Source organism: Thioclava sediminum (genome assembly GCF_002020355.1).
Taxonomy (GTDB): Bacteria; Pseudomonadota; Alphaproteobacteria; order Rhodobacterales; family Rhodobacteraceae; genus Thioclava; species Thioclava sediminum.
Genome location: NZ_MPZV01000001.1, coordinates 1,543,087 through 1,560,931 on the forward strand (window position 1 = coordinate 1,543,087; position 17,845 = coordinate 1,560,931).

General features: G+C 64.6%; 18 protein-coding genes. 8 read left to right on the forward strand and 10 right to left on the reverse strand.

Annotation, left to right across the window (positions count from 1 at the left end; translation table 11 throughout):
• The first annotated feature begins 24 nt into the window (after positions 1 to 24).
• From BMI91_RS06980 to BMI91_RS06990, 3 genes are all read left to right on the forward strand, one after another.
• Positions 25 to 1,503 carry an NAD-dependent succinate-semialdehyde dehydrogenase gene (locus BMI91_RS06980; protein WP_078604390.1) on the forward strand — a complete coding sequence of 493 codons (1,479 nt, stop codon included), beginning with the start codon at positions 25 to 27 and terminating at the stop codon, positions 1,501 to 1,503.
• Positions 1,504 to 1,616: 113 nt separating this feature from the next.
• On the forward strand, positions 1,617 to 3,020 hold the full coding sequence (locus BMI91_RS20215) for a YcjX family GTP-binding protein (protein ID WP_158522112.1): 1,404 nt from the start codon (positions 1,617 to 1,619) through the stop codon (positions 3,018 to 3,020).
• The gene (locus BMI91_RS06990) at positions 3,017 to 4,015 is read left to right on the forward strand and encodes a YcjF family protein (protein ID WP_244176568.1); all 999 of its coding nucleotides are present in this window, start codon (positions 3,017 to 3,019) and stop codon (positions 4,013 to 4,015) included. Before BMI91_RS20215 ends, BMI91_RS06990 begins: the two co-directional genes overlap by 4 nt.
• Before the next feature lie 64 nt (positions 4,016 to 4,079).
• Here BMI91_RS06990 and BMI91_RS06995 read toward each other — a convergent pair whose 3' ends face one another.
• The 4 genes from BMI91_RS06995 to ruvC all read right to left on the reverse strand — a co-directional run bounded on the left by BMI91_RS06995 (position 4,080) and on the right by ruvC (position 6,798).
• A complete protein-coding gene (locus BMI91_RS06995; protein WP_078602163.1) occupies positions 4,080 to 4,487 on the reverse strand; it encodes a group III truncated hemoglobin in 408 nt (135 codons plus the stop codon).
• Positions 4,480 to 5,514, reverse strand: coding sequence for a Holliday junction branch migration DNA helicase RuvB (ruvB, locus tag BMI91_RS07000; protein WP_078604491.1), 1,035 nt, complete (start codon positions 5,512 to 5,514; stop codon positions 4,480 to 4,482). Before ruvB ends, BMI91_RS06995 begins: the two co-directional genes overlap by 8 nt.
• 85 nt (positions 5,515 to 5,599) lie before the next feature.
• Positions 5,600 to 6,268, reverse strand: coding sequence for a Holliday junction branch migration protein RuvA (gene ruvA / locus BMI91_RS07005; RefSeq protein ID WP_078604392.1), 669 nt, complete (start codon positions 6,266 to 6,268; stop codon positions 5,600 to 5,602).
• Positions 6,265 to 6,798, reverse strand: a complete 534-nt coding sequence (gene ruvC / locus BMI91_RS07010) for a crossover junction endodeoxyribonuclease RuvC (RefSeq protein WP_078571579.1) — start codon at positions 6,796 to 6,798, stop codon at positions 6,265 to 6,267. The genes ruvA and ruvC overlap by 4 nt, the downstream gene beginning before the upstream one ends.
• A gap of 216 nt (positions 6,799 to 7,014) precedes the next feature.
• Here ruvC and BMI91_RS07015 point away from each other — a divergent pair, with 216 nt between their 5' ends.
• On the forward strand, positions 7,015 to 7,200 hold the full coding sequence (locus BMI91_RS07015) for a DUF1127 domain-containing protein (protein ID WP_078522067.1): 186 nt from the start codon (positions 7,015 to 7,017) through the stop codon (positions 7,198 to 7,200).
• A 78-nt stretch (positions 7,201 to 7,278) separates the two neighbouring features.
• Here BMI91_RS07015 and BMI91_RS07020 read toward each other — a convergent pair whose 3' ends face one another.
• The 4 genes from BMI91_RS07020 to BMI91_RS07035 all read right to left on the reverse strand — a co-directional run bounded on the left by BMI91_RS07020 (position 7,279) and on the right by BMI91_RS07035 (position 10,602).
• Entirely contained in the window at positions 7,279 to 7,626 is a 348-nt protein-coding gene (locus BMI91_RS07020) for a hypothetical protein (protein WP_078540338.1), read from the reverse strand.
• Positions 7,627 to 7,718: 92 nt separating this feature from the next.
• On the reverse strand, positions 7,719 to 8,588 hold the full coding sequence (locus tag BMI91_RS07025) for a 50S ribosomal protein L11 methyltransferase (RefSeq protein ID WP_078604393.1): 870 nt from the start codon (positions 8,586 to 8,588) through the stop codon (positions 7,719 to 7,721).
• Positions 8,589 to 8,667: 79 nt separating this feature from the next.
• Positions 8,668 to 9,312 (reverse strand): peptide-methionine (S)-S-oxide reductase MsrA, encoded by a 645-nt coding sequence (gene msrA, locus BMI91_RS07030; protein WP_078604394.1) that lies wholly within the window; start codon positions 9,310 to 9,312, stop codon positions 8,668 to 8,670.
• A gap of 57 nt (positions 9,313 to 9,369) precedes the next feature.
• Positions 9,370 to 10,602 carry an MFS transporter gene (locus BMI91_RS07035; protein ID WP_078522071.1) on the reverse strand — a complete coding sequence of 411 codons (1,233 nt, stop codon included), beginning with the start codon at positions 10,600 to 10,602 and terminating at the stop codon, positions 9,370 to 9,372.
• Positions 10,603 to 10,725: 123 nt separating this feature from the next.
• On the opposite strand from BMI91_RS07035, the gene BMI91_RS07040 reads away from it, so the two are divergent.
• From BMI91_RS07040 to BMI91_RS07050, 3 genes are all read left to right on the forward strand, one after another.
• On the forward strand, positions 10,726 to 11,790 hold the full coding sequence (locus BMI91_RS07040; RefSeq protein ID WP_078604395.1) for a YeeE/YedE family protein: 1,065 nt from the start codon (positions 10,726 to 10,728) through the stop codon (positions 11,788 to 11,790).
• A gap of 287 nt (positions 11,791 to 12,077) precedes the next feature.
• On the forward strand, positions 12,078 to 13,958 hold the full coding sequence (locus BMI91_RS07045; protein WP_078604396.1) for a GAF domain-containing protein: 1,881 nt from the start codon (positions 12,078 to 12,080) through the stop codon (positions 13,956 to 13,958).
• A gap of 8 nt (positions 13,959 to 13,966) precedes the next feature.
• Positions 13,967 to 14,353, forward strand: coding sequence for a response regulator (locus tag BMI91_RS07050; RefSeq protein ID WP_134330188.1), 387 nt, complete (start codon positions 13,967 to 13,969; stop codon positions 14,351 to 14,353).
• 39 nt (positions 14,354 to 14,392) lie between these two features.
• Here the strand turns inward: BMI91_RS07050 and BMI91_RS07055 are convergent, their stop codons facing one another.
• Both BMI91_RS07055 and BMI91_RS20220 read right to left on the reverse strand, forming a co-directional pair.
• Positions 14,393 to 14,917 carry a hypothetical protein gene (locus BMI91_RS07055; RefSeq protein WP_244176569.1) on the reverse strand — a complete coding sequence of 175 codons (525 nt, stop codon included), beginning with the start codon at positions 14,915 to 14,917 and terminating at the stop codon, positions 14,393 to 14,395.
• A complete protein-coding gene (locus BMI91_RS20220) occupies positions 14,910 to 15,623 on the reverse strand; it encodes a helix-turn-helix transcriptional regulator (RefSeq protein ID WP_244176570.1) in 714 nt (237 codons plus the stop codon). The genes BMI91_RS07055 and BMI91_RS20220 overlap by 8 nt, the downstream gene beginning before the upstream one ends.
• Before the next feature lie 680 nt (positions 15,624 to 16,303).
• On the opposite strand from BMI91_RS20220, the gene BMI91_RS07065 reads away from it, so the two are divergent.
• Positions 16,304 to 17,743, forward strand: coding sequence for a hypothetical protein (locus tag BMI91_RS07065; RefSeq protein ID WP_078604397.1), 1,440 nt, complete (start codon positions 16,304 to 16,306; stop codon positions 17,741 to 17,743).
• Positions 17,744 to 17,845: the final 102 nt, after the last annotated feature.

The following is a 17,845-nucleotide window of genomic DNA, read 5'->3' on the forward strand; positions in this document are numbered from 1 at the left end:
CCATCCAGCCCTTCGGAGGACATCATGCTCGACGACAAGACCGACCTCAAATCCATCCTAAAGGATCCCTCGCTTCTGGCGACAAAGGCCTTCGTCGCGGGCGAATGGGTCGATGCCGATGACGGCACCACCTTCGACGTGACCAACCCCGCGCGGGGCGACGTGATCTGCACCGTGCCCGATCTGGGCCGCGCCGAGACCGCCCGCGCCATCGCTGCCGCCGAGGAGGCGATGAAGGACTGGGCCGCGCGCACCGGCAAGGAACGCGCGCAGATCATGCGCAAATGGTACGACCTGATGATGGAGAACCAGGACGATCTGGGCGCGATCCTTACCGCCGAGATGGGCAAGCCGCTCGCCGAGGCGAGGGGCGAGATCGCCTATGGCGCAGGCTTCATCGAGTGGTTCGGCGAAGAGGCCAAGCGGGTCTATGGCGAGACGATCCCGGGCCATCAGCGCGACAAGCGGATCACAGTAATCAAGCAGCCGATCGGGGTCGCAGCCTCGATCACGCCGTGGAACTTCCCCAACGCGATGATCGCGCGCAAGGCGGGCCCGGCGCTCGCGGTGGGCTGCGGTTTCGTCTGCCGCCCGGCCTCCGAGACGCCCCTCTCGGCGCTGGCGATGGCGGTGCTGGGCGAACGCGCGGGCCTGCCCAAAGGCATCCTCTCGGTCATCACCTCCGCGAAAGCCTCCGATATCGGCAAGGAGTTCTGCGAGAACCACACCGTGCGCAAGCTGACCTTCACCGGCTCGACCGAGGTGGGCCGTATCCTGCTGCGTCAGGCGGCGGATCAGGTGATGAAATGCTCGATGGAACTGGGCGGCAACGCGCCCTTCATCGTGTTCGACGACGCCGATCTCGACGCCGCGGTCGAAGGCGCGATGGCGTCGAAATTCCGCAATAACGGTCAGACCTGCGTCTGCGCCAACCGCATCTACGTCCAGTCCGGGGTCTATGACGCCTTTGCCGAGAAGCTGGCCAAGGCCGTCAACGCCCTCAAGGTGGGCGACGGCCTCAAGGAAGGCGTCGAGGCTGGCCCGCTGATCAACGAGGACGCGGTCAAGAAGGTGCAGGAGCATATTCAGGACGTGCTCGATCATGGCGGCTCGATCGTCACCGGAGGCGAGCGGCACGAGATGGGCGGCACCTTCTTCCAGCCGACCGTGCTGACCGGGGTCACGCAGGAGGCCAAGGTCTCGCATGAGGAGACCTTCGGCCCCGTCGCCCCGCTCTTCAAGTTCGAGACCGAGCAGGAGGCGATCGCCAAGGCCAATGACACAATCTTCGGCCTTGCGAGCTATTTCTACGCCCGCGACGTGGGCCGCATCACCCGCGTTCAGGAAGGTCTGGAATACGGGATCGTCGGCGTGAACACCGGCCTGATCTCAACCGAGGTCGCGCCCTTCGGCGGCGTAAAGCAATCGGGTCTGGGCCGCGAAGGGTCGCATCACGGCGTCGAGGATTATCTCGAGATGAAATATATCTGTCTCGCGGTCTGAGACCGAGCCGAGGCGAAAGGACAGTTCAGAGGGCGGGCCGCGTGTCCGCCCTCTCTTTCATTAATACTCACCGCTGCTTATCTTGTCCGTGAATGAGAATGAGGGGCCGGGCTTTGGGCATTTCCGACATTGCGGACGGGATCACGCGCGGGATCGAGGGCATGGGCCATTCGGTCTCGGAGGCGCTGTTCGAACCGGTGATCCGGCTCGGCGTGACGGGTCTGTCGCGCGCGGGCAAGACCGTGTTCATCACCTCGCTAGTCGCGAACCTGCTGGATCGCGGGCGGATGCCTGCGCTGGGATCGGCGTCGGATATCACCGCCGCCTATCTGCAGCCGCAGCCCGACGACACCGTGCCGCGCTTCGACTTTGAGAGCCACCTTGCCGCGCTGACCGGCCCTTCGCCGCATTGGCCCGAGGGCACGCGCGCCGTCTCGGAGCTGCGGCTGTCCTTCCGCATCCAGCCGCGCGGGATGCTGGGCGCGGTGCGGGGTCCGCGCGTCGTGCATCTCGATATCGTGGATTACCCCGGCGAGTGGCTGCTCGACCTCGGGCTTATGGACAAAAGCTATGCCGAGTGGTCGGCAGAGGCGCTGGCGCGTCTGCCGAACCGTCCGCAAGGCGCGGAATATCTGACGCAATCCGAGGCGGCGGACGGCACCGCGGAATTCACCGAGCCGCAAGCCAAGGCGCTGGCGGCGGGCTTCACCCGATACCTCACCGAGGCGCGCGATGCGGGGTTCTCTGACTGCACGCCGGGGCGCTTCCTGCTGCCCGGCGAGATGGCCGGATCGCCCGCCCTGACCTTCGCGCCGCTGCCCGCGGGCGACGCCCCGCGCGGCTCGCTTCGGCGCGAGATGGAGCGCCGCTACGACGCCTACAAACGCGAGGTCGTGCGCCCCTTCTTCCGCGATCATTTCGCCAAGATCGACCGACAGGTGGTGCTGGTCGACGTATTGGGCGCGATCCATTCGGGGCCCGCCGCGCTCGACGATCTGCGTCAGGCGATGGCCGATATTCTGGCGGCCTTCCGTCCGGGCCGCGCAAGCTGGCTGACCTCGCTGATCGGCGGCAAGCGGGTCGAGAAAATCCTCTTCGCCGCGACCAAGGCGGATCACCTGCACCATACGCAACACGCCCGCCTGACCTCGATCACCGGCGCACTGCTGCGCGAGGCCAAGGACCGTGCCGATTTCGCGGGCGCGAAGACTCTCGCGCTGTCGATCGCGGCGCTGCGCAGCACCACGGAAGAAACCCTCTCGCATGACGGGGCGGAATTGCAGGCCGTGCGCGGGCGGCTGGAGAACGGCAAGTCGGTCGCGCTCTATCCCGGCGAATTGCCCGCCGACCCAGCGCAGCTTCTCTCGCCCGCGGCGCAAGGGGCCTCCGCATGGCTCGACGAGGATTATTCGATCATGAACTTCGCCCCGGCCCCGGTGATCTTGCGACCCGGCGAAGGCCCGCCGCATATCCGGCTCGACCGCGCGGCCGATTTCCTGATCGGGGACAAGCTATGAAAAAACCGGTGATGATCGAGATCGAGGACGCGCCCTCGCCCGCCGAGGCCGCGCCGATCGAGGATATGCCGAGCGCGACCGAGGAGCGGCTGGAAGGCCGCGCCATGCAGATCGCGACCCGGCTGGGGGCGCGCCGCACCTCGCCCATCGTACGATTCTTCTGGCGCGCCAGCGTGGCGTTGATGGGCTTCCTAATCTCCGTCGCGCTCTGGCGCTTCATCGACGGGCTGTTCGCCACCCATCCGATCCTCGGCTGGATCGGAACCGCGCTGGTCGCGGCCTTCGCGCTTGGCGCGCTGCTGATCACCGGACGAGAAATCGCCGCGTTTTCAAGGCTGGCCCGCCTCGACAAGGTCCATAAGGAAGTGTCGGAAGCGCTGAGCGAAGATGACCTAAGCCGCGCGCGGAAAGTCACGGCGCATGTCTCGGGCCTCTATGCCGCGCAGCCCGAGATGGACTGGGCGCGCAAGCGGCTGGCCGAGCAAACGGGCGAGGTGCTCGACACCGACACGCTGATGGGACTGGCAGAAACTGAACTGATGGGCCCGCTGGACGCCGCCGCCCGGCTCGAGATCGAAGCTGCCGCGCGCACCGTCGCCACGGTGACCGCCGTCGTGCCGCTGGCGCTGGCCGACGTCTTCACCGCGCTCACCGCAAACCTCCGGATGATCCGGCGCATCGCGGAAATCTATGGCGGGCGCTCGGGCACGCTCGGCTCGATCCGGCTGGCGCGCACGGTGATGACCCATCTCGTCGCGACCGGTGCGGTGGCGGCGGGCGACGATCTGATCGAGACGGTCACCGGCGGTCATCTGGTCTCGAAACTCTCGCGCCGCTTCGGCGAAGGCGTGATCAACGGGGCACTCACCGCCCGGGTCGGGATCGCCGCGCTGGAGGTCTGCCGCCCGATGCCCTTCCGGAAGCTGCAAAAGCCGCGCGTGACCAATCTGATCGGCCGGTCTCTGACGGGCGTGTTCGGGAAGAAAGAGGACTGAGCCTCTTCCTCTTGGCAGAAGTATCCCGGCGGGCTCCGAAGGAGCGGGGGCAGAGCCCCCTCGCCTATTTCAGCTTCGGAATCCCGCCCGGAAGCGTCTCACGCTCGACCACGCCCTGCCGCAGGCTCATGCCGATGCGATGGGCGAGCGCCGACCAACCCGCCGCCTGTTCGGGCGACAGTTCCTCGATCAGCACCTTGTCGAATTCCGCGAGCCAGGTTGAAAACATTCCCGGGCGCACATTGCCTGCCGCGCGGTGGACCTGCATGGGCGAGCCATCATAGCCCGGTTTGCGCAGGATCGCGTTCTTCCAGAACCGCGCGACCTTGTCCTCATGGGTGGGCCAGTCGGTGACATGCACCGCAAAGACCGGACCGAGCATCGCGTGGCTGCGCACGCGCTCGTAGAAGCGCGCCACGACGCGGTCGATCTCCGCCTCGGTGATCTCGAAACGTGCCAAGGGGTCAGCCATCGCCAAAGAGGTCCGTCTGCGGGGTGGCGGGTTTCGGTGCCTCGAGCCCCAGATGCCGCCACGCCCGCGCGCCCAGCATCCGACCACGCGGGGTGCGGCTGATCAGGCCCTGTTGCAACAGGTAGGGTTCGATGACTTCTTCGATCGCGTCGCGACTTTCTGACAGCGCGGCCGAGAGCGTCTCCACCCCCACCGGGCCGCCGCCATAATGATCGGCCATCAGCATCATGTAGCGCCGGTCCGCCCCGTCGAGACCGAGATTGTCGACACCGAGCCGCGTCAGCGCGCGGTCCGCGATCTCGCGGGTCAGCCGCCCCTCGCCCTCGACCAGCGCGAAATCGACGACTCGGCGCAGCAGGCGACCTGCGATGCGCGGGGTGCCACGCGCGCGCTTGGCGATCTCGCGGGTGCCCGCGGGGTCGGACGGGATACCCAAGAGCCGCGACCCGCGTGTCACGATCAGGTCCAGCTCGTCCTCGGTGTAGAATTGCAACCGCGTCGGGATGCCGAAGCGGTCGCGCAGGGGCGTCGTCAGCAGGCCGAGCCGCGTGGTCGCGCCGACCAGAGTGAAGGGCTGCAACTCGATCCGCACAGTGCGCGCGGCAGGCCCCTCGCCGATCACCAGATCGAGCTCGAAATCCTCCATCGCGGGATAGAGCACTTCCTCCACCGCCGGGTTCATCCGGTGAATCTCGTCGATGAAGAGCACGTCGCGCGCTTCGAGATTGGTCAGGATCGCGGCCAGATCGCCCGCCTTGGCGAGCACCGGTCCGGAGGTCATCTTGAAGTTCACACCGAGCTCGCGCGCCATGATCTGCGCCAGCGTCGTCTTGCCCAGACCGGGCGGGCCGTGGAACAGCGTGTGATCCATCGCCTGGCTGCGCATCTTCGCGCTTTCGATGAAGACGCGCAGGTTGGCGCGGGCTTCGGCTTGGCCCGTAAATTCCTCCAGCGCCTGTGGGCGCAGGGCGCGGTCGGCGTCTTCGGGCAGGCGGTCGGGCCGCAGGGTGGGATCAGGTTCGCTCATCGTCATTTACTGTCGCGCCTTTGGCGGAGGGGAGCAAGCGGGGCGCTGCCCCGCACCCCGGGATATTTATCCCAAAAGGAAGAGGTCAATCCTTCGGGGCCAGGAGCCTTAGCGCCGCGCGGATCAGCGTGGCCGTGTCGGTGACCTCCGGGTCGTCATTGGCCTGCGCCACGGCACCGGCCGCGTCCGAGGGCGCATAACCGAGATTGGTGAGCGCGGAGATTGCCTCGGCGGTGAAGTTTACCTTCGGCGTCGCGGCCGGGGCTGCTTTCTTTGCGGGCTTCTTGGCCGGCGTGTCCTCGATCACCTCGGGGGTGGCATCAACGGTGAACTCCGCCCCCATCGCCATGACGGTCGGCGCTTTCTCCTTCAGCTCAAGCACGACGCGCTGCGCGAGTTTCGGGCCGACGCCGGGGGCGGATTTCACCGCCGACCAGTCGCCCAGTGCGATCGCGCGGCCCAGCCCGTCCGCGCCGAGCGTGCCGAGGATCGCGAGCGAAGCTTTCGCGCCGATCCCCTGCACCGAGGTCAGCAGCCGGTGCCATTCCTTCTCCAGCAGTGTCGGGAAGCCGAAGAGCTGGAGCAGGTCCTCGCGCACCAGCAGGTCGGTATAGAGCGCGCAGGCCTCGCCCACGGGCGGCAGCGATTGCGCGGTGCGCTGGCTGACATGGACGACATAGCCCACGCCGCGCACGTCGATCATGACGTGGTCGAGCGCGCGGTGGATGATGACTCCTGCGATGCGACCGATCATGCGCGCCTCCGTTGCGTCGTGCCCAAGGCATCGCGGGAAAGTTGCGCCGCGTTCATCCGAGCCGCCGATTGCAAGTGGAAGGCGTGGCAGATCGCGATGGCGAGCGCATCGGCCGCATCGGCCCCTTCGAACTGCACGCCGGGCAATTGATGACGCACCATGTGCTGCACCTGCGTCTTGTCGGCATGGCCGACGCCGACGACGGTTTTCTTGATCGCGTTGGGGGCATATTCGCCAACCTCGAGCCCGGCCTGCGCCGGGGCCAGAAGCGCAATGCCGCGCGCCTGCCCCAGTTTCAGCGTCGCCACCGCGTCCTTGTTGACGAAGGTCTGCTCTACCGCGGCCGCCTCGGGTGCGTGGGTCGCGATGACCGCGCTCAGCCCTTCGTGCAGCACCAGCAGGCGCTTTGCCAAATCCTTACCTTCGGAGTGGAGAATCCCGTTCGCGACATGCCTGAGTCGCGATCCGTCCATCTCGATCACGCCCCATCCGAGATTGCGTAACCCCGGATCGATCCCGATCACCCGCATTTGCCCTGCCTCGTTCTCGTGTTGTTTCGCAAGAACTAGCACGAAAAGGGAACATCGGCCAGAGGGCATGCAAAAACCGGCCTCATATCACATGCGATTCCTGCATGGCGGGGCTGCCAAAACTGAGATTGTTTTCGCACCCTGCCAGTCTTATCTGCGCTTCAGAAGATGTAATGCCCGAAACTTGAGCAGTTTGTGAACTGAAGGATCCTCCCCATGGCTTCGATGGATATCAACACCCGCATGAGCCGCAGCGCCCGACCGAGCGTCTTTACCTCGCTGATCGCAGCCCTGCACGACTGGAACGACGCACGCGTCACCCGCAAAGCTCTGATGAAGCTCAGCGACCGCGCGCTGGACGATATCGGCCTGACCCGGCTCGACGTGGCGCGCCTGCGCTAACGCAACCGACAGGTCATGCGAAAAGGGCTGCCCCGGCAACGGCGCAGCCCTTTCTTTATGTCGTAATGGCTTTGGCGTTCAGCCGATATACGGCGCGAGCAGCCCGGCGATCTTGCGGGTGATCGGGTCGGCATGCATGATCCAGGCCCCCACCCGTTCGAATTGCGACCCACCCGCGAGGCTTGCGACACGCGCCTCGTAGCTCTCCTGGCCCACCTGCGCCAGCATCGCGCCCTTCACCAGCAGAATACCGGCAAAGATCAGCGCCACCCCGCGCAGCGGAATACTGCGGCGCGATTTCGGGCGCATGGAATCGAAATAGCTGCGCCCCAATGCACCGGACGCCTCGAATGCACCGCCTGCTTGATGGATCTGGTCGATCCGATGCAGGCGCTTTTCAAAAGACTCTATTTGTGGATCGCGCATGGCAAACCCCGTTAACTGCGATGCCCCCAAAGGCAATTTCTCAGGTCAGGGTAAAGCAATCCTTACCGCAATCAGAGCGGATTTGTGGCGGATTAGGCGCGCTGCATGGCCAATGTCGTCCATTCGCCGAATTCCTTACGCGAATGGGAAACAAAGCCCTGCGCCTGATAGGCGGCGACCACTTCATCGGCCTGTTCATTGAGGATTCCGCTGAGGATCACGAAGCCCGATTCGGCGCAGTTGCGGCCCATTTCGGGGGCGAGCGCGACGAGCGGGCCTTTGAGGATATTGGCGAAGATCAGATCGAAGGGCGCGGCCTCTTTCAGGCGCGGATCGCCGAAGCCGGCGGCCTCGATGCAGATCACACGGCCCTCAAGATCGTTCACCGCGACATTCGCCGCCGCCGTCTCTACCGCGACCGGATCGATATCGGAGGCCAGCACCGGCTCGGGCCAGAGCTTCGCCGCCGCCATCGCCAGAACGGCGGTGCCGCAACCGATATCGGCGACGTTGTGGAAGGTGTGACCCTCGTTCGCCAGATCGTCGAGCGCGGTCAAGCAGCCCGAGGTGGTGCCGTGATGGCCCGTCCCGAAGGCCATCGCCGCATCGATCCGCAGCGCGATCGCATCGGCGGGGATCTTGTCCTCGTCATGGCTGCCATAGAGGAAGAAGCGGCCCGCGCGCACCGGGGCCAGTTCGCGCCGCACATGGGCGACCCAATCGGTTTCCGGGATTTCCGAGACAACGAAGGGCTGCGCCCCATGCGAGATCGCCAGCAGGTCCAGCGCCACATCGTCGGGGGCCTCGAGGAAATAGCCCGAAACCTCGTAACGGCCCGACCCGTCCTCGATCTCGAACACGCCGGTACCGTAGGGGCCGGGATCGAGTTCTTCGAGACGTTCGGACAGCGCCTCGGCGGCCTCGCGATCGGCCAGCGTGGTAAAGGCGGTGAAGGTGGTCATGGGCGCGCTCCTCGGGATGGTTGCGCCCGGGCTTAGGGCCGCGGGCGCGAGCCGTCAAGCGGCGCGCACACGCATCAGATCACGCGTTCAGCCCGATCGGGCAGGTCACACCGGTGCCGCCGATGCCGCAATAGCCGCCGGGGTTCTTCTCCAGATATTGCTGGTGATAATCCTCGGCATAGTAGAAGGGCGGCGCGTCGATGATCTCGGTCGTGATCGTGCCATAGCCCGCCGCCTGCAGGCGCTCGGCATAGGCGTCGCGCGAGGCTTCGGCGGCCTCTTTCTGCGCATCCGTGTAGGTGTAGATGCCCGAACGATACTGCGTGCCGCGGTCATTGCCCTGACGCATACCTTGGGTCGGGTCGTGGCCCTCCCAGAAGACGCGCAGCAGGTCTTCGTAGCTGACCTTGGCGGGGTCGTAGAGCACGCGAACGACCTCGTTATGGCCGGTCATGCCGGTGCAGACCTCGCGATAAGTCGGGTTGGGCGTGGGGCCCCCGGCATAGCCGACCATGGTCAGCCAGACGCCGTCGGTGTTCCAGAACATGCGCTCGACGCCCCAGAAGCAGCCCATGCCGAACATCGCCTCTTCCATGCCCTCGGGCACGGGCGAGCGCAGGTCACGGCCCCAGAGGAAATGCGGCTCTGCCAGAGGCATCGCTTCGTCACGCCCCGGCAGGGCGTCGGCTTTGGTGGGAATGGTGGCGGGTTTTCCGAACAGCATGGTAAATCTCCCTTTCGCGCCCCTCTCAGATAGGCGCGGAGCGGCGGAATTTCCAGTTCAAGCGGGCACCGGACCGAGGCCTTGCAGCACCGTCTCGTAGCCTTTCGAGGGGTGACGCGGCACCAAGAGCGCAAGCCCCAGCGAGATCACCGCCATCGAGGCCGCCAGCCCGAAGACCGCACCGGGCGAGACCATCCACAGATAGCCCAGCGTCACCGGCAGGAAGACAGCCGCGATATGGTTGATCGTGAAGGCGACAGCGGCGGTGGGCGCGATGTCCTCGGGGTCGCAGATCTTCTGGAAATAGGTCTTCTGCGCGAAGGCCAGAGCGAACAGCAGATGATCGACCACGTAAAGCGCGCAGGCCAGCCAAATACCCCAGCCGAACCAGTAGATGCCGCCATAGGCGAGGAACAGCAGCGTCAGCCCGACATATTCGAAGATCAGCGCCCGGCGTTCACCGAAGCGATGCACAAAGCGGCCCATTGCAGGCGCGGCGGCCATGTTGACCGCGAAGTTGATCAGGAAGAGCGCGGTGATCTCATCCACGCGCAGCCCGAAGCGCTCGACCATCATGAAGGCGGCGAAGACCACGAAAATCTGCCGCCGCGCACCCGCCATGAAGGTGATCGCGTAATAGAGCCAGTAGCGACGACGCAGCACGAACTTCTTCGATTGCGGCTCGCGGGTGTGGAACTGCGGATAGATCAGCGCCGCGGCCGCCATCATCACCATCGTCGCGATCCCGGCGGTGGCGTAGACGAATTCGTAGCTGAGGTTGAACGTCTTCCAGGTCAGCACCAGCAGCGCATAGGCCGCGAGCGAGGCACCCGAGCCGATGGCCACGATCCGGCCCAGCGTCTGCGGCGCCTTGGCCTTGTCGATCCACTGCAATTGCAGCGACTGGTTCACCGTCTGGAAATAGTGAAACCCGATCGAGGACAGGAGCGTCACGATGATCAGCCCGGCGAAGCTCGGGAACAGCGCGGTCACCGCCGTCGCCCCGCCCAGAAGCAGCAGCGACAGAATGGCCAGCGTCTGCTCGCGCATCACCCAGAGCACGACGATCACCCCGATCGCGAGGAATCCCGGCACTTCGCGAAAGCTCTGCAGCCAGCCGATATCGACGCCGTCGAAATTCACCACGTCGATAACGAAGTTATTCAGCAGCGCCGACCAGGTGGCGAAGGAGATCGGCATGGCGGTGGCCATGACGTAGAGCAGCGCCTCGGGTCTGCGCCAGCGCGGCAGCTCGTGGGCCTCGTCGAGAGGGACGGATCGGAACTTCATCATGCCTTCCTTAGACGCGACGGCAGCGCCTGCGGCAAGTCTGCAAAAGGTGCAACCTGACTCAGATCAATGTGCGTTTCTGCGGTTTCTGGCAGAACCCGTGCGCGAACGGGAGATCGTATCATGGACATCATCGCACTCATCGAGCGGATCGGCGAAGGCCCTACGGCGGCGCTTTTCGGGGTGATCACCGGGCTTATCTTCGGCGTGGCCGCGCAGAAATCCAACTTCTGCCTGCGAGCCGCGACGGTGGAGTTCGCCCGCGGCAAGCTGGGCGGCAAGGTCGCGGTGTGGTTCCTGACCTTCTCGACCGCGCTTGTCTGGGTGCAGGCCGCGCAGCTTCTGGACCTGTTCCGGCAGGCCGACAGCCGGATGATGTCGGTGCCCGGCTCGTGGTCGGGCGCGATCATCGGCGGGCTGATCTTCGGTGTCGGCATGGTGCTGTCGCGCGGCTGTTCGGGACGGCTTCTCGTGCTGGCGGCGACGGGCAACCTGCGCTCGGTCGTCTCGGGGCTGATCTTCGCGGTGACCGCCACGATGAGCCTCAAGGGCATCCTCGCGCCACTGCGTGACCGGCTGGCGAGCCTCTGGATCACCGGTGCGCAGAATGTGAATATCCTCGACGCGCTGCATCTGCCCAACTGGACCGGGCTGGCCGTCGGCATCGTCTTCGCCATCGCGGGCATGTATCTGGCCAAGCGCAACGAGATCGGCGTGAAGACGTGGATCTTCGCCTCCGGCGTCGGTTTCGCCGTCGCGGTGGGCTGGGTGCTGACCTTCATGCTGAGCCAGGTCGCTTTCGATCCGGTGCCGGTGAATTCGGTCACCTTCTCGGGCCCCTCGGCCAATACGCTGATGTTCTTCCTCGACCGCAACTCGGTGCTGGAATTCGACGTGGGCCTCGTGCCCGGCGTGGTTCTGGGCGCTTTCCTGAGCTCGCTTTTCTCGCGCCAGTTCGCATGGCAGGGCTTCGACTCGATGCCGGTGATGCGGCGCTCGATGATCGGTGCGATCTTCATGGGCTTCGGTGCGATGCTTGCAGGCGGCTGCGCCATCGGCAACGGCGTGACGGGCACCTCGGTTCTGGCAGGCACCGCATGGCTGGCGCTGTTCTGCATGTGGATCGGCGCGATGGTGACCGACTTCCTGCTCGACCAACGCACGATGACGCCCGCCACCGCTTGCTGAACGGGCCTTCGTCGCGCGCCTCGGCCAGTTCCTGCCGGTTCGCTGAAACCTGCGCGAATCCTTACCTAACGTCACCCATTAGAACACGTTACGAATTCAGCATAAGACGCCTTCGGAATGCGGGTGATCGCGACCTCTTGGCTCTGCGATTCGTCGACACCGCAACCGCATCACGAAAAACGCTGAAGAAAATCGTGTTTGGCGGAAATCGTGATCGCAACCGTGTCATATGACACTGGGCGAAATGGGTTTCTTCGGGGCATAGGTGGAATTATGAGAGCCTGCGCATGAATACCTCTATGCCCCCTCCGCTGACCGGTGAAGAACGGTCCAGACTCGCCGATCCGGCGCGCCTTCGGGCGTTGCGCGAGACCGGTCTTTTGGAGAGTGCGCCTGCGGAAATCTTCGAGCGCGCGACACGGCTCGCCACGCGGGTGACCGGCGTGCCTGTCTCGTTGGTTTCCATGGTCGATGAGAACCGGCAGGTCTTCGTGGCGCAAACCGGACTGGACGCCGCTGCCCCTTCGGAGACGCCGCTCAGCCATTCCTTCTGCCGCTATGTCGTCGAATCCGATGCGCCGCTGAACGTGCCCGATGCGCGCGAGGACACGGTGCTGCGCGACAATGGTGCCGTGCGCGATCTGGGCGTGACCGCCTATCTCGGGGTGCCGCTGCGCACGATCGACGGGCAGCCGCTGGGGGCGTTCTGCCTGATCGACCGCGAGGCAAGGCAGTGGACCGAGGAAGAATACGAGGCGCTGTCCGACATCGCCGCCGGGGTCGAGGCGGAAATCCGTCTTCGGCGCCAGATCAACGTCGCCCATCGTGAGGAAAACCGGTTCCGCGCCGTTCTCGATCAGATGCCGATCGGCGTCGGTGTGGCCGAGCTGGGCACCGGTCGGCTTATCGATCTGAATGCCACCGCGATCGAGATGTTCGGCGTGACGGACGGCGACGTGACCAAGCAGCTCGCCTTCGACGCTTACACACCAGAAGGGCGCAAGCTCAGCCTGAGCGAGTTTCCGATCGTGCGCGCGGCGCGCAACGAAGAGACGATCAGCCATATGGAATTGCGCTGCGTGCGCCACGACGGGCCGGAACGCAATTTGCTGGTCTCGGCGCAGCGGGTCGAAAGCGAACCGCCCGTGGCCGTGGCCACCGCGCTCGATATTTCCGATCTGAACGCGGCGCGCGAACATGCGGCCGAAGTCGACCGGCGGCTCGCGCATTTTCACGAAATCACCTTCGACGCGATTGTCGAACTCGATAGCGAAGACAAAATCCGGTTCGCCAATTCGGTCATGCGCGCCCGCATCCGCGACGCGGTCGGAGCCGAGGCGGAAGCACAGGCGGTCGGGCGGTCGCTTTGGGAGACCGCGCCCCATCTGATCGGAAGCAATTTCGAAAAAGCTCTGGAAGAGGCCCGCCGCACAGGCGTCCCGACGGTCACCGATCAGGACGGGCGAGACGGCCGCATTCTGGAGGCACGCCTTTATCCCGAGCACGGCGCGATCCTCGCCTATCTCCGCGACGTGACCGAGGAGCGGCAGATCGCGAAAGCGCGCGACACGCTGACGCGCGAACTCAACCACCGGGTCAAGAACGCCTTCGCGATGATGTCGGGACTGGTCGGCATGACCGCGCGCCATGCGAAGACGCCGGACGAAATGGCGCGGGGTCTGCGCGAGCGGATCGGCGCGCTGGCCCGCGCCCATGAGCTGATCAATCCGACCGCCACGCCCGAGCGCGATTTCCGCGGCATGGTCGAGTTGCGCGAATTGTTGCTGGGCGTGCTTTCGCCCTACACCAATCTCGACGATCCGCGCCTGATCCTCAGCGGCCCTCCTGTCGCGCTGAACCATGCGGGGTCGACCAACCTCGCGCTGGTGATCCACGAATTGGCGACTAACGCCGTGAAATACGGGGCGCTTTCGCATGATGCGGGACTGCTGGAACTGACCTGGCGCGACACATCCGACCAGCTCGAACTCGACTGGCGAGAAAGCGGCTATCCCGAAGAACTGGTGCAGCCAAGCAACAGCGGCTTCGGATCCAAGCTCATCGACCTGACCATTCAGGGCCAATTGCGGGGAACCTATGGAACCGAATGGGTTCCCGACGGGTTCCAAGCTCGCATGACCGTGCCAATGGACCTGATAAAAGGGTAGTGTAGCCCATGTTACAGAGCAGTATGACTTGCCTCGAGGGCAGCAATGTCCTCGTGGTCGAAGACGAATTATTCATTGCCTACGACATCGCCTTCTCGGTCGAGGAGGCGGGCGGTCAGGTTGCCGGGCCCTTCGCGACCTTGGCACGCGCGCGTGCCGCGTTGTCCGACGGCTCGATGAACGTCGATGGCGCGATCCTCGACATGAACCTGCTCGACGGATCGGCGGAAGCCCTGATCGTTGAGCTGTGGAAACGCGAAGTGCCCTTGGTGGTGAACACGGCCGAGCCGCTGCCGCTCGCCTTCCAGTCGATCATGCCGGAAATTCCCGTCTTCTCGAAGCCGACGAACCCGTGGGAACTGGCCGAAGCGCTGGGACGCCAGATGCGCAACTGAGCTTCGGCGTGGCGTATCTTCTGCCGCCCCCTGCCCGCTTTACAGCGGCATTCCATAGTCCTTGGCGATCGCCCAGATCTCTGCATTGATCGCCTGCATTTCCACAAGCGCGGCTTCCAACTCGGCAAGCGTCGCGCGGTCCAGAACGCTTTCCTCTCCAATCCTCAGACTGGTCTTGCGATCCGCGATCCGCATCTGGATTGCGCGCACCGGCCCTCCGCCCTCGTCGAAGGCGTAGAGGCAATGGTTGAAATGATTACGCAGCCCCGAGACCTTCTTCATCCGCGCGGACACCGCCAGCACCCGTTCGCAGGCCTTCGGCGCACAGGGGCAGTCGTCGCGCTTGGCCAGCCGATCCACCAGATCGAGCCGCGCCCGCGTCGTGTTCAGCGTCAAATGGATAATCGTCGCGACGCCCTTGTCGGTCCCGGCGAGCCCCGCGATCAGATGGATCAGCAGGCTCTCGGTATTGGTCCACGCGTAGTTGATGCGCCCGATCTGCATCAGGAACTGATCGAAATCCGGCGGGCGCATCTCCGTCGGCGTGGGCGGATCTTTAGGCACTTCGGTTTCGGTGATACCAGATCGCCGCCTCGGTGCGGTTGGTGACGCCGAGCTTCCCGATGATGCGGTGGATATGCAGCTTCACCGTATGTTCGGAGAGGTTCAGCTGCCCCGCGATGATCTTGTTCGGCTGCCCCGAGGCAAGCATCTCGAGCACCTCGGTTTCGCGCGGCGTCAGCCCCGATACGTCGATCGCATGCGACGCGTTGGCTGCAGCCGATCCGTTCAGCGCCGAGATCGGTGGATCTGCCGGACGGCAGCGCAGAAGCGCGGGCGGGATATAGTGCCCCCCCGAGACGATCATCCGCAGGATTAAGAGCCACGTCGTCAGATTGACGTTCATCGGCAGCAGACTGATGTGATGGGACAGAACCGCAGCGCTATGGCGCGTCATCAAATCTTGCGCATAGGCCTCGTCTTCGATCGCGACGATCAGCTTCACGCGCGACAGAAGCGGCTCACGTCGTTCGGCCAGCGCGACAAGACCATCAGCGTGGTCCTCATCGACGATAAGGGAACATAGCGCACCGTGATCCTCGATCCAACCGTCGGACCGCAACGCCTCGAGCAACGTTTCGAAATCATCCAGACGCAGACATGTCGCCGGTGCCACCTCGGCATCGACGGTTCTCAATACGGTATCGGAAAAAATCTGCGACGCGCCCAGAAAACAGATCGCAGCATCCTGTTTGCGGCAAGACGGCATTACACGTTTCCCCGCGGGTTCACTCTTATACAACGCATTCATGGCGGCCCCCTCCTCCTACCCTGAACTCAATATGCGGACGGTTAACCCCACGTCATACCGCCCGCATCAACCATATCACGGACCAGTGAGATCAGCGTTACCCGAAGTGTTTACCCGATGGTAAGGATTCTCTTACGTAGCGTAATCTTACTCGAATCGGCGCGCGAGTGGTGGGATTTCTGCGCTGCGGCACTTACTGGCGCGCTCAAGTGGTAGCGCGCATTGGCTTCGCCACTAGACCTTGTCCCAATTTCTGCATTTGCAACGGCTTTGTGAACATCACCGCGTTCCTCCGGGATTCCGCAGCCCTCTGCGCGCGGAATTTTAGAAAATGGATGCGTTTCAGGCGGTTAATAAGATGCCCCGACCGGCTAGACCCATTTGCTAGCTAGGTCCTCAGGATCACGGGGCGCAGGATGTTGGTGTCGCAGCTGGGGGCTGTGACTCGTCTGTTTCCACACTCCGCCCGGAAAGGGTGACCCACCTGCGAATCGCTCGATTCGGGGATCGGGATCGGGGTGCCGAGCGGTTGGGGAAGCGGACATTCACCGGGGCGAAAGCCCTTAATCACGAAGGTCCGACCATATCCGTTTTAGACAGAGTGACGGATCCCGGACCGATCAACTGGGAGTAAGAAAATGGGAAGCTTTAAGAACAACTGGTTCGACCCGAGCATCCAGGTTCAGGGTCAAAATCAGGGCCAGACCGAAGCTCAGGGCCAGGCGCAGGCCGAAATGCAGGGTCAGGGCCAGGGCCAGGGCCAGTATCAGCACTCGACCACCGAGAACAGCAGCGACTCCGGTTCGCTGGCGGGATCGGGCGCTGGCAGCCTTGCGGGTTCGGGCGCGATGTCGGGAGCAGGTGCCGGTGCGCATGCGGGCTCCGGCTCGAACAGCGATTCCGGCTCGCATAGCGGTTCGCATGCAGGGGCTGGCGCTCATAGCTCCAGCGACAACACGAATATGAACGGCAACGGCAACCTCAACGCCAATGCGAACCTCAACGCCAACCTGACTGCGGTCGATGTTCAGGTCGGTCTGAACCTCGACGGCTACGAGCCGTCCGATGACGACTTTGCCGATTTCGATCTGAGCGGATCTTCGAGCATCGGCGATGTTCTGATGGCCGATGGCAACATGAACTACGCCTATGATCCCGGCGATGACATGAACTTTACCGACGTGCTCAACGGCACGGGTAACGACAACATGCTCATCAACGCGCAGTCGAACAGCCTGAACGACAACGACACGCTGAGCAATCCGAGCGTTTCCAACCACTCGACTTTCCAGGTCGACGCCACGATCAAGGACAATTCGGCAGAGGCGGATGACGGGATCGACGCGGCCTCCGAAGGCGGCGACGGTGCCGAAAATGTCGGCTCGACCGGTGGCGCTGCACTTGCCGGTGGCGGTATCGCCCTGTCGGGCGGCGGCGTGTCGATCGCGGCCTCGGACACCGAGGGTGAAGGCGATGACGGCGGTGACGGTGGCGCAGGCTTCGGTCTCGGCGTCGGGCTGGGTGTGGGCGCCTCGGGTGCCGCAGCGCAAGACGGCGGCGCCGGTGCGATCGCTGGCGGCGGCGACACGGGCAGCCTGGACATCCTTCCGATCATTTCGCCGGAACTGGCGACGGGCGGCGATGCCGGTGCGATGGAGTTCGGCGGCGCGACCGCAGGCTCGATGGGTGTCGGCCATGGTATGGGCCTCGGCGCCGGTGAAGGCGGCAACGGCGGTGCTGGCGGCGACGGCTACGGCTGGTCCTCGACCGGTTCGCACGCCTCGGGCGGCGGTTCCTGGGCGACGGGCGGCTACGCTGGCGGCGGTAACGGCGGTGGCGACGTCACCGCAGGCGGCGGCGGCAATGGCGGCAGCCTCGGCAACTGGGGTTCGGGCAATGGCGATGATGGTATCGTCACCGGCCAGTCCTACGCCGATGCGAGCGGTGCAATCGACACCACCGCGTTCAACCAGTCGATCGTGATGGGTGCGAACATCCTCGGCAACGCCGTCGATACCACCGTGGTCGGTGGCTCGCTGTCCTCGACCTATATCGGCGACGACGACACCACGGCCTAATAGCTCAAGCGGCGCGCCTCTCCCGGAGGCGCGCCGCATCTCGTTCCCGGCGTTTCACATCGCATCACGCCCGGACCTGACCTCGGCGGCGTTCGCCCGCCC

Excerpts from the sequence above, each read along its gene's own strand:
- BMI91_RS20220 (WP_244176570.1), bottom strand. The coding sequence starts at position 15,623 with ATGCCGTCTTGCCGCAAACAGGATGCTGCGATCTGTTTTCTGGGCGCG.
- msrA (WP_078604394.1), bottom strand. The coding sequence starts at position 9,312 with ATGCTGTTCGGAAAACCCGCCACCATTCCCACCAAAGCCGACGCCCTG.
- BMI91_RS07015 (WP_078522067.1), top strand. The coding sequence starts at position 7,015 with ATGGCTTCGATGGATATCAACACCCGCATGAGCCGCAGCGCCCGACCG.
- BMI91_RS07035 (WP_078522071.1), bottom strand. The coding sequence starts at position 10,602 with ATGAAGTTCCGATCCGTCCCTCTCGACGAGGCCCACGAGCTGCCGCGC.
- BMI91_RS06990 (WP_244176568.1), top strand. The coding sequence starts at position 3,017 with ATGAAAAAACCGGTGATGATCGAGATCGAGGACGCGCCCTCGCCCGCC.
- BMI91_RS07050 (WP_134330188.1), top strand. The coding sequence starts at position 13,967 with ATGTTACAGAGCAGTATGACTTGCCTCGAGGGCAGCAATGTCCTCGTG.
- BMI91_RS06980 (WP_078604390.1), top strand. The coding sequence starts at position 25 with ATGCTCGACGACAAGACCGACCTCAAATCCATCCTAAAGGATCCCTCG.
- BMI91_RS07025 (WP_078604393.1), bottom strand. The coding sequence starts at position 8,588 with ATGACCACCTTCACCGCCTTTACCACGCTGGCCGATCGCGAGGCCGCC.
- ruvC (WP_078571579.1), bottom strand. The coding sequence starts at position 6,798 with ATGCGGGTGATCGGGATCGATCCGGGGTTACGCAATCTCGGATGGGGC.
- BMI91_RS07020 (WP_078540338.1), bottom strand. The coding sequence starts at position 7,626 with ATGCGCGATCCACAAATAGAGTCTTTTGAAAAGCGCCTGCATCGGATC.
- BMI91_RS07065 (WP_078604397.1), top strand. The coding sequence starts at position 16,304 with ATGGGAAGCTTTAAGAACAACTGGTTCGACCCGAGCATCCAGGTTCAG.
- ruvA (WP_078604392.1), bottom strand. The coding sequence starts at position 6,268 with ATGATCGGTCGCATCGCAGGAGTCATCATCCACCGCGCGCTCGACCAC.
- ruvB (WP_078604491.1), bottom strand. The coding sequence starts at position 5,514 with ATGAGCGAACCTGATCCCACCCTGCGGCCCGACCGCCTGCCCGAAGAC.
- BMI91_RS07040 (WP_078604395.1), top strand. The coding sequence starts at position 10,726 with ATGGACATCATCGCACTCATCGAGCGGATCGGCGAAGGCCCTACGGCG.
- BMI91_RS06995 (WP_078602163.1), bottom strand. The coding sequence starts at position 4,487 with ATGGCTGACCCCTTGGCACGTTTCGAGATCACCGAGGCGGAGATCGAC.
- BMI91_RS07045 (WP_078604396.1), top strand. The coding sequence starts at position 12,078 with ATGAATACCTCTATGCCCCCTCCGCTGACCGGTGAAGAACGGTCCAGA.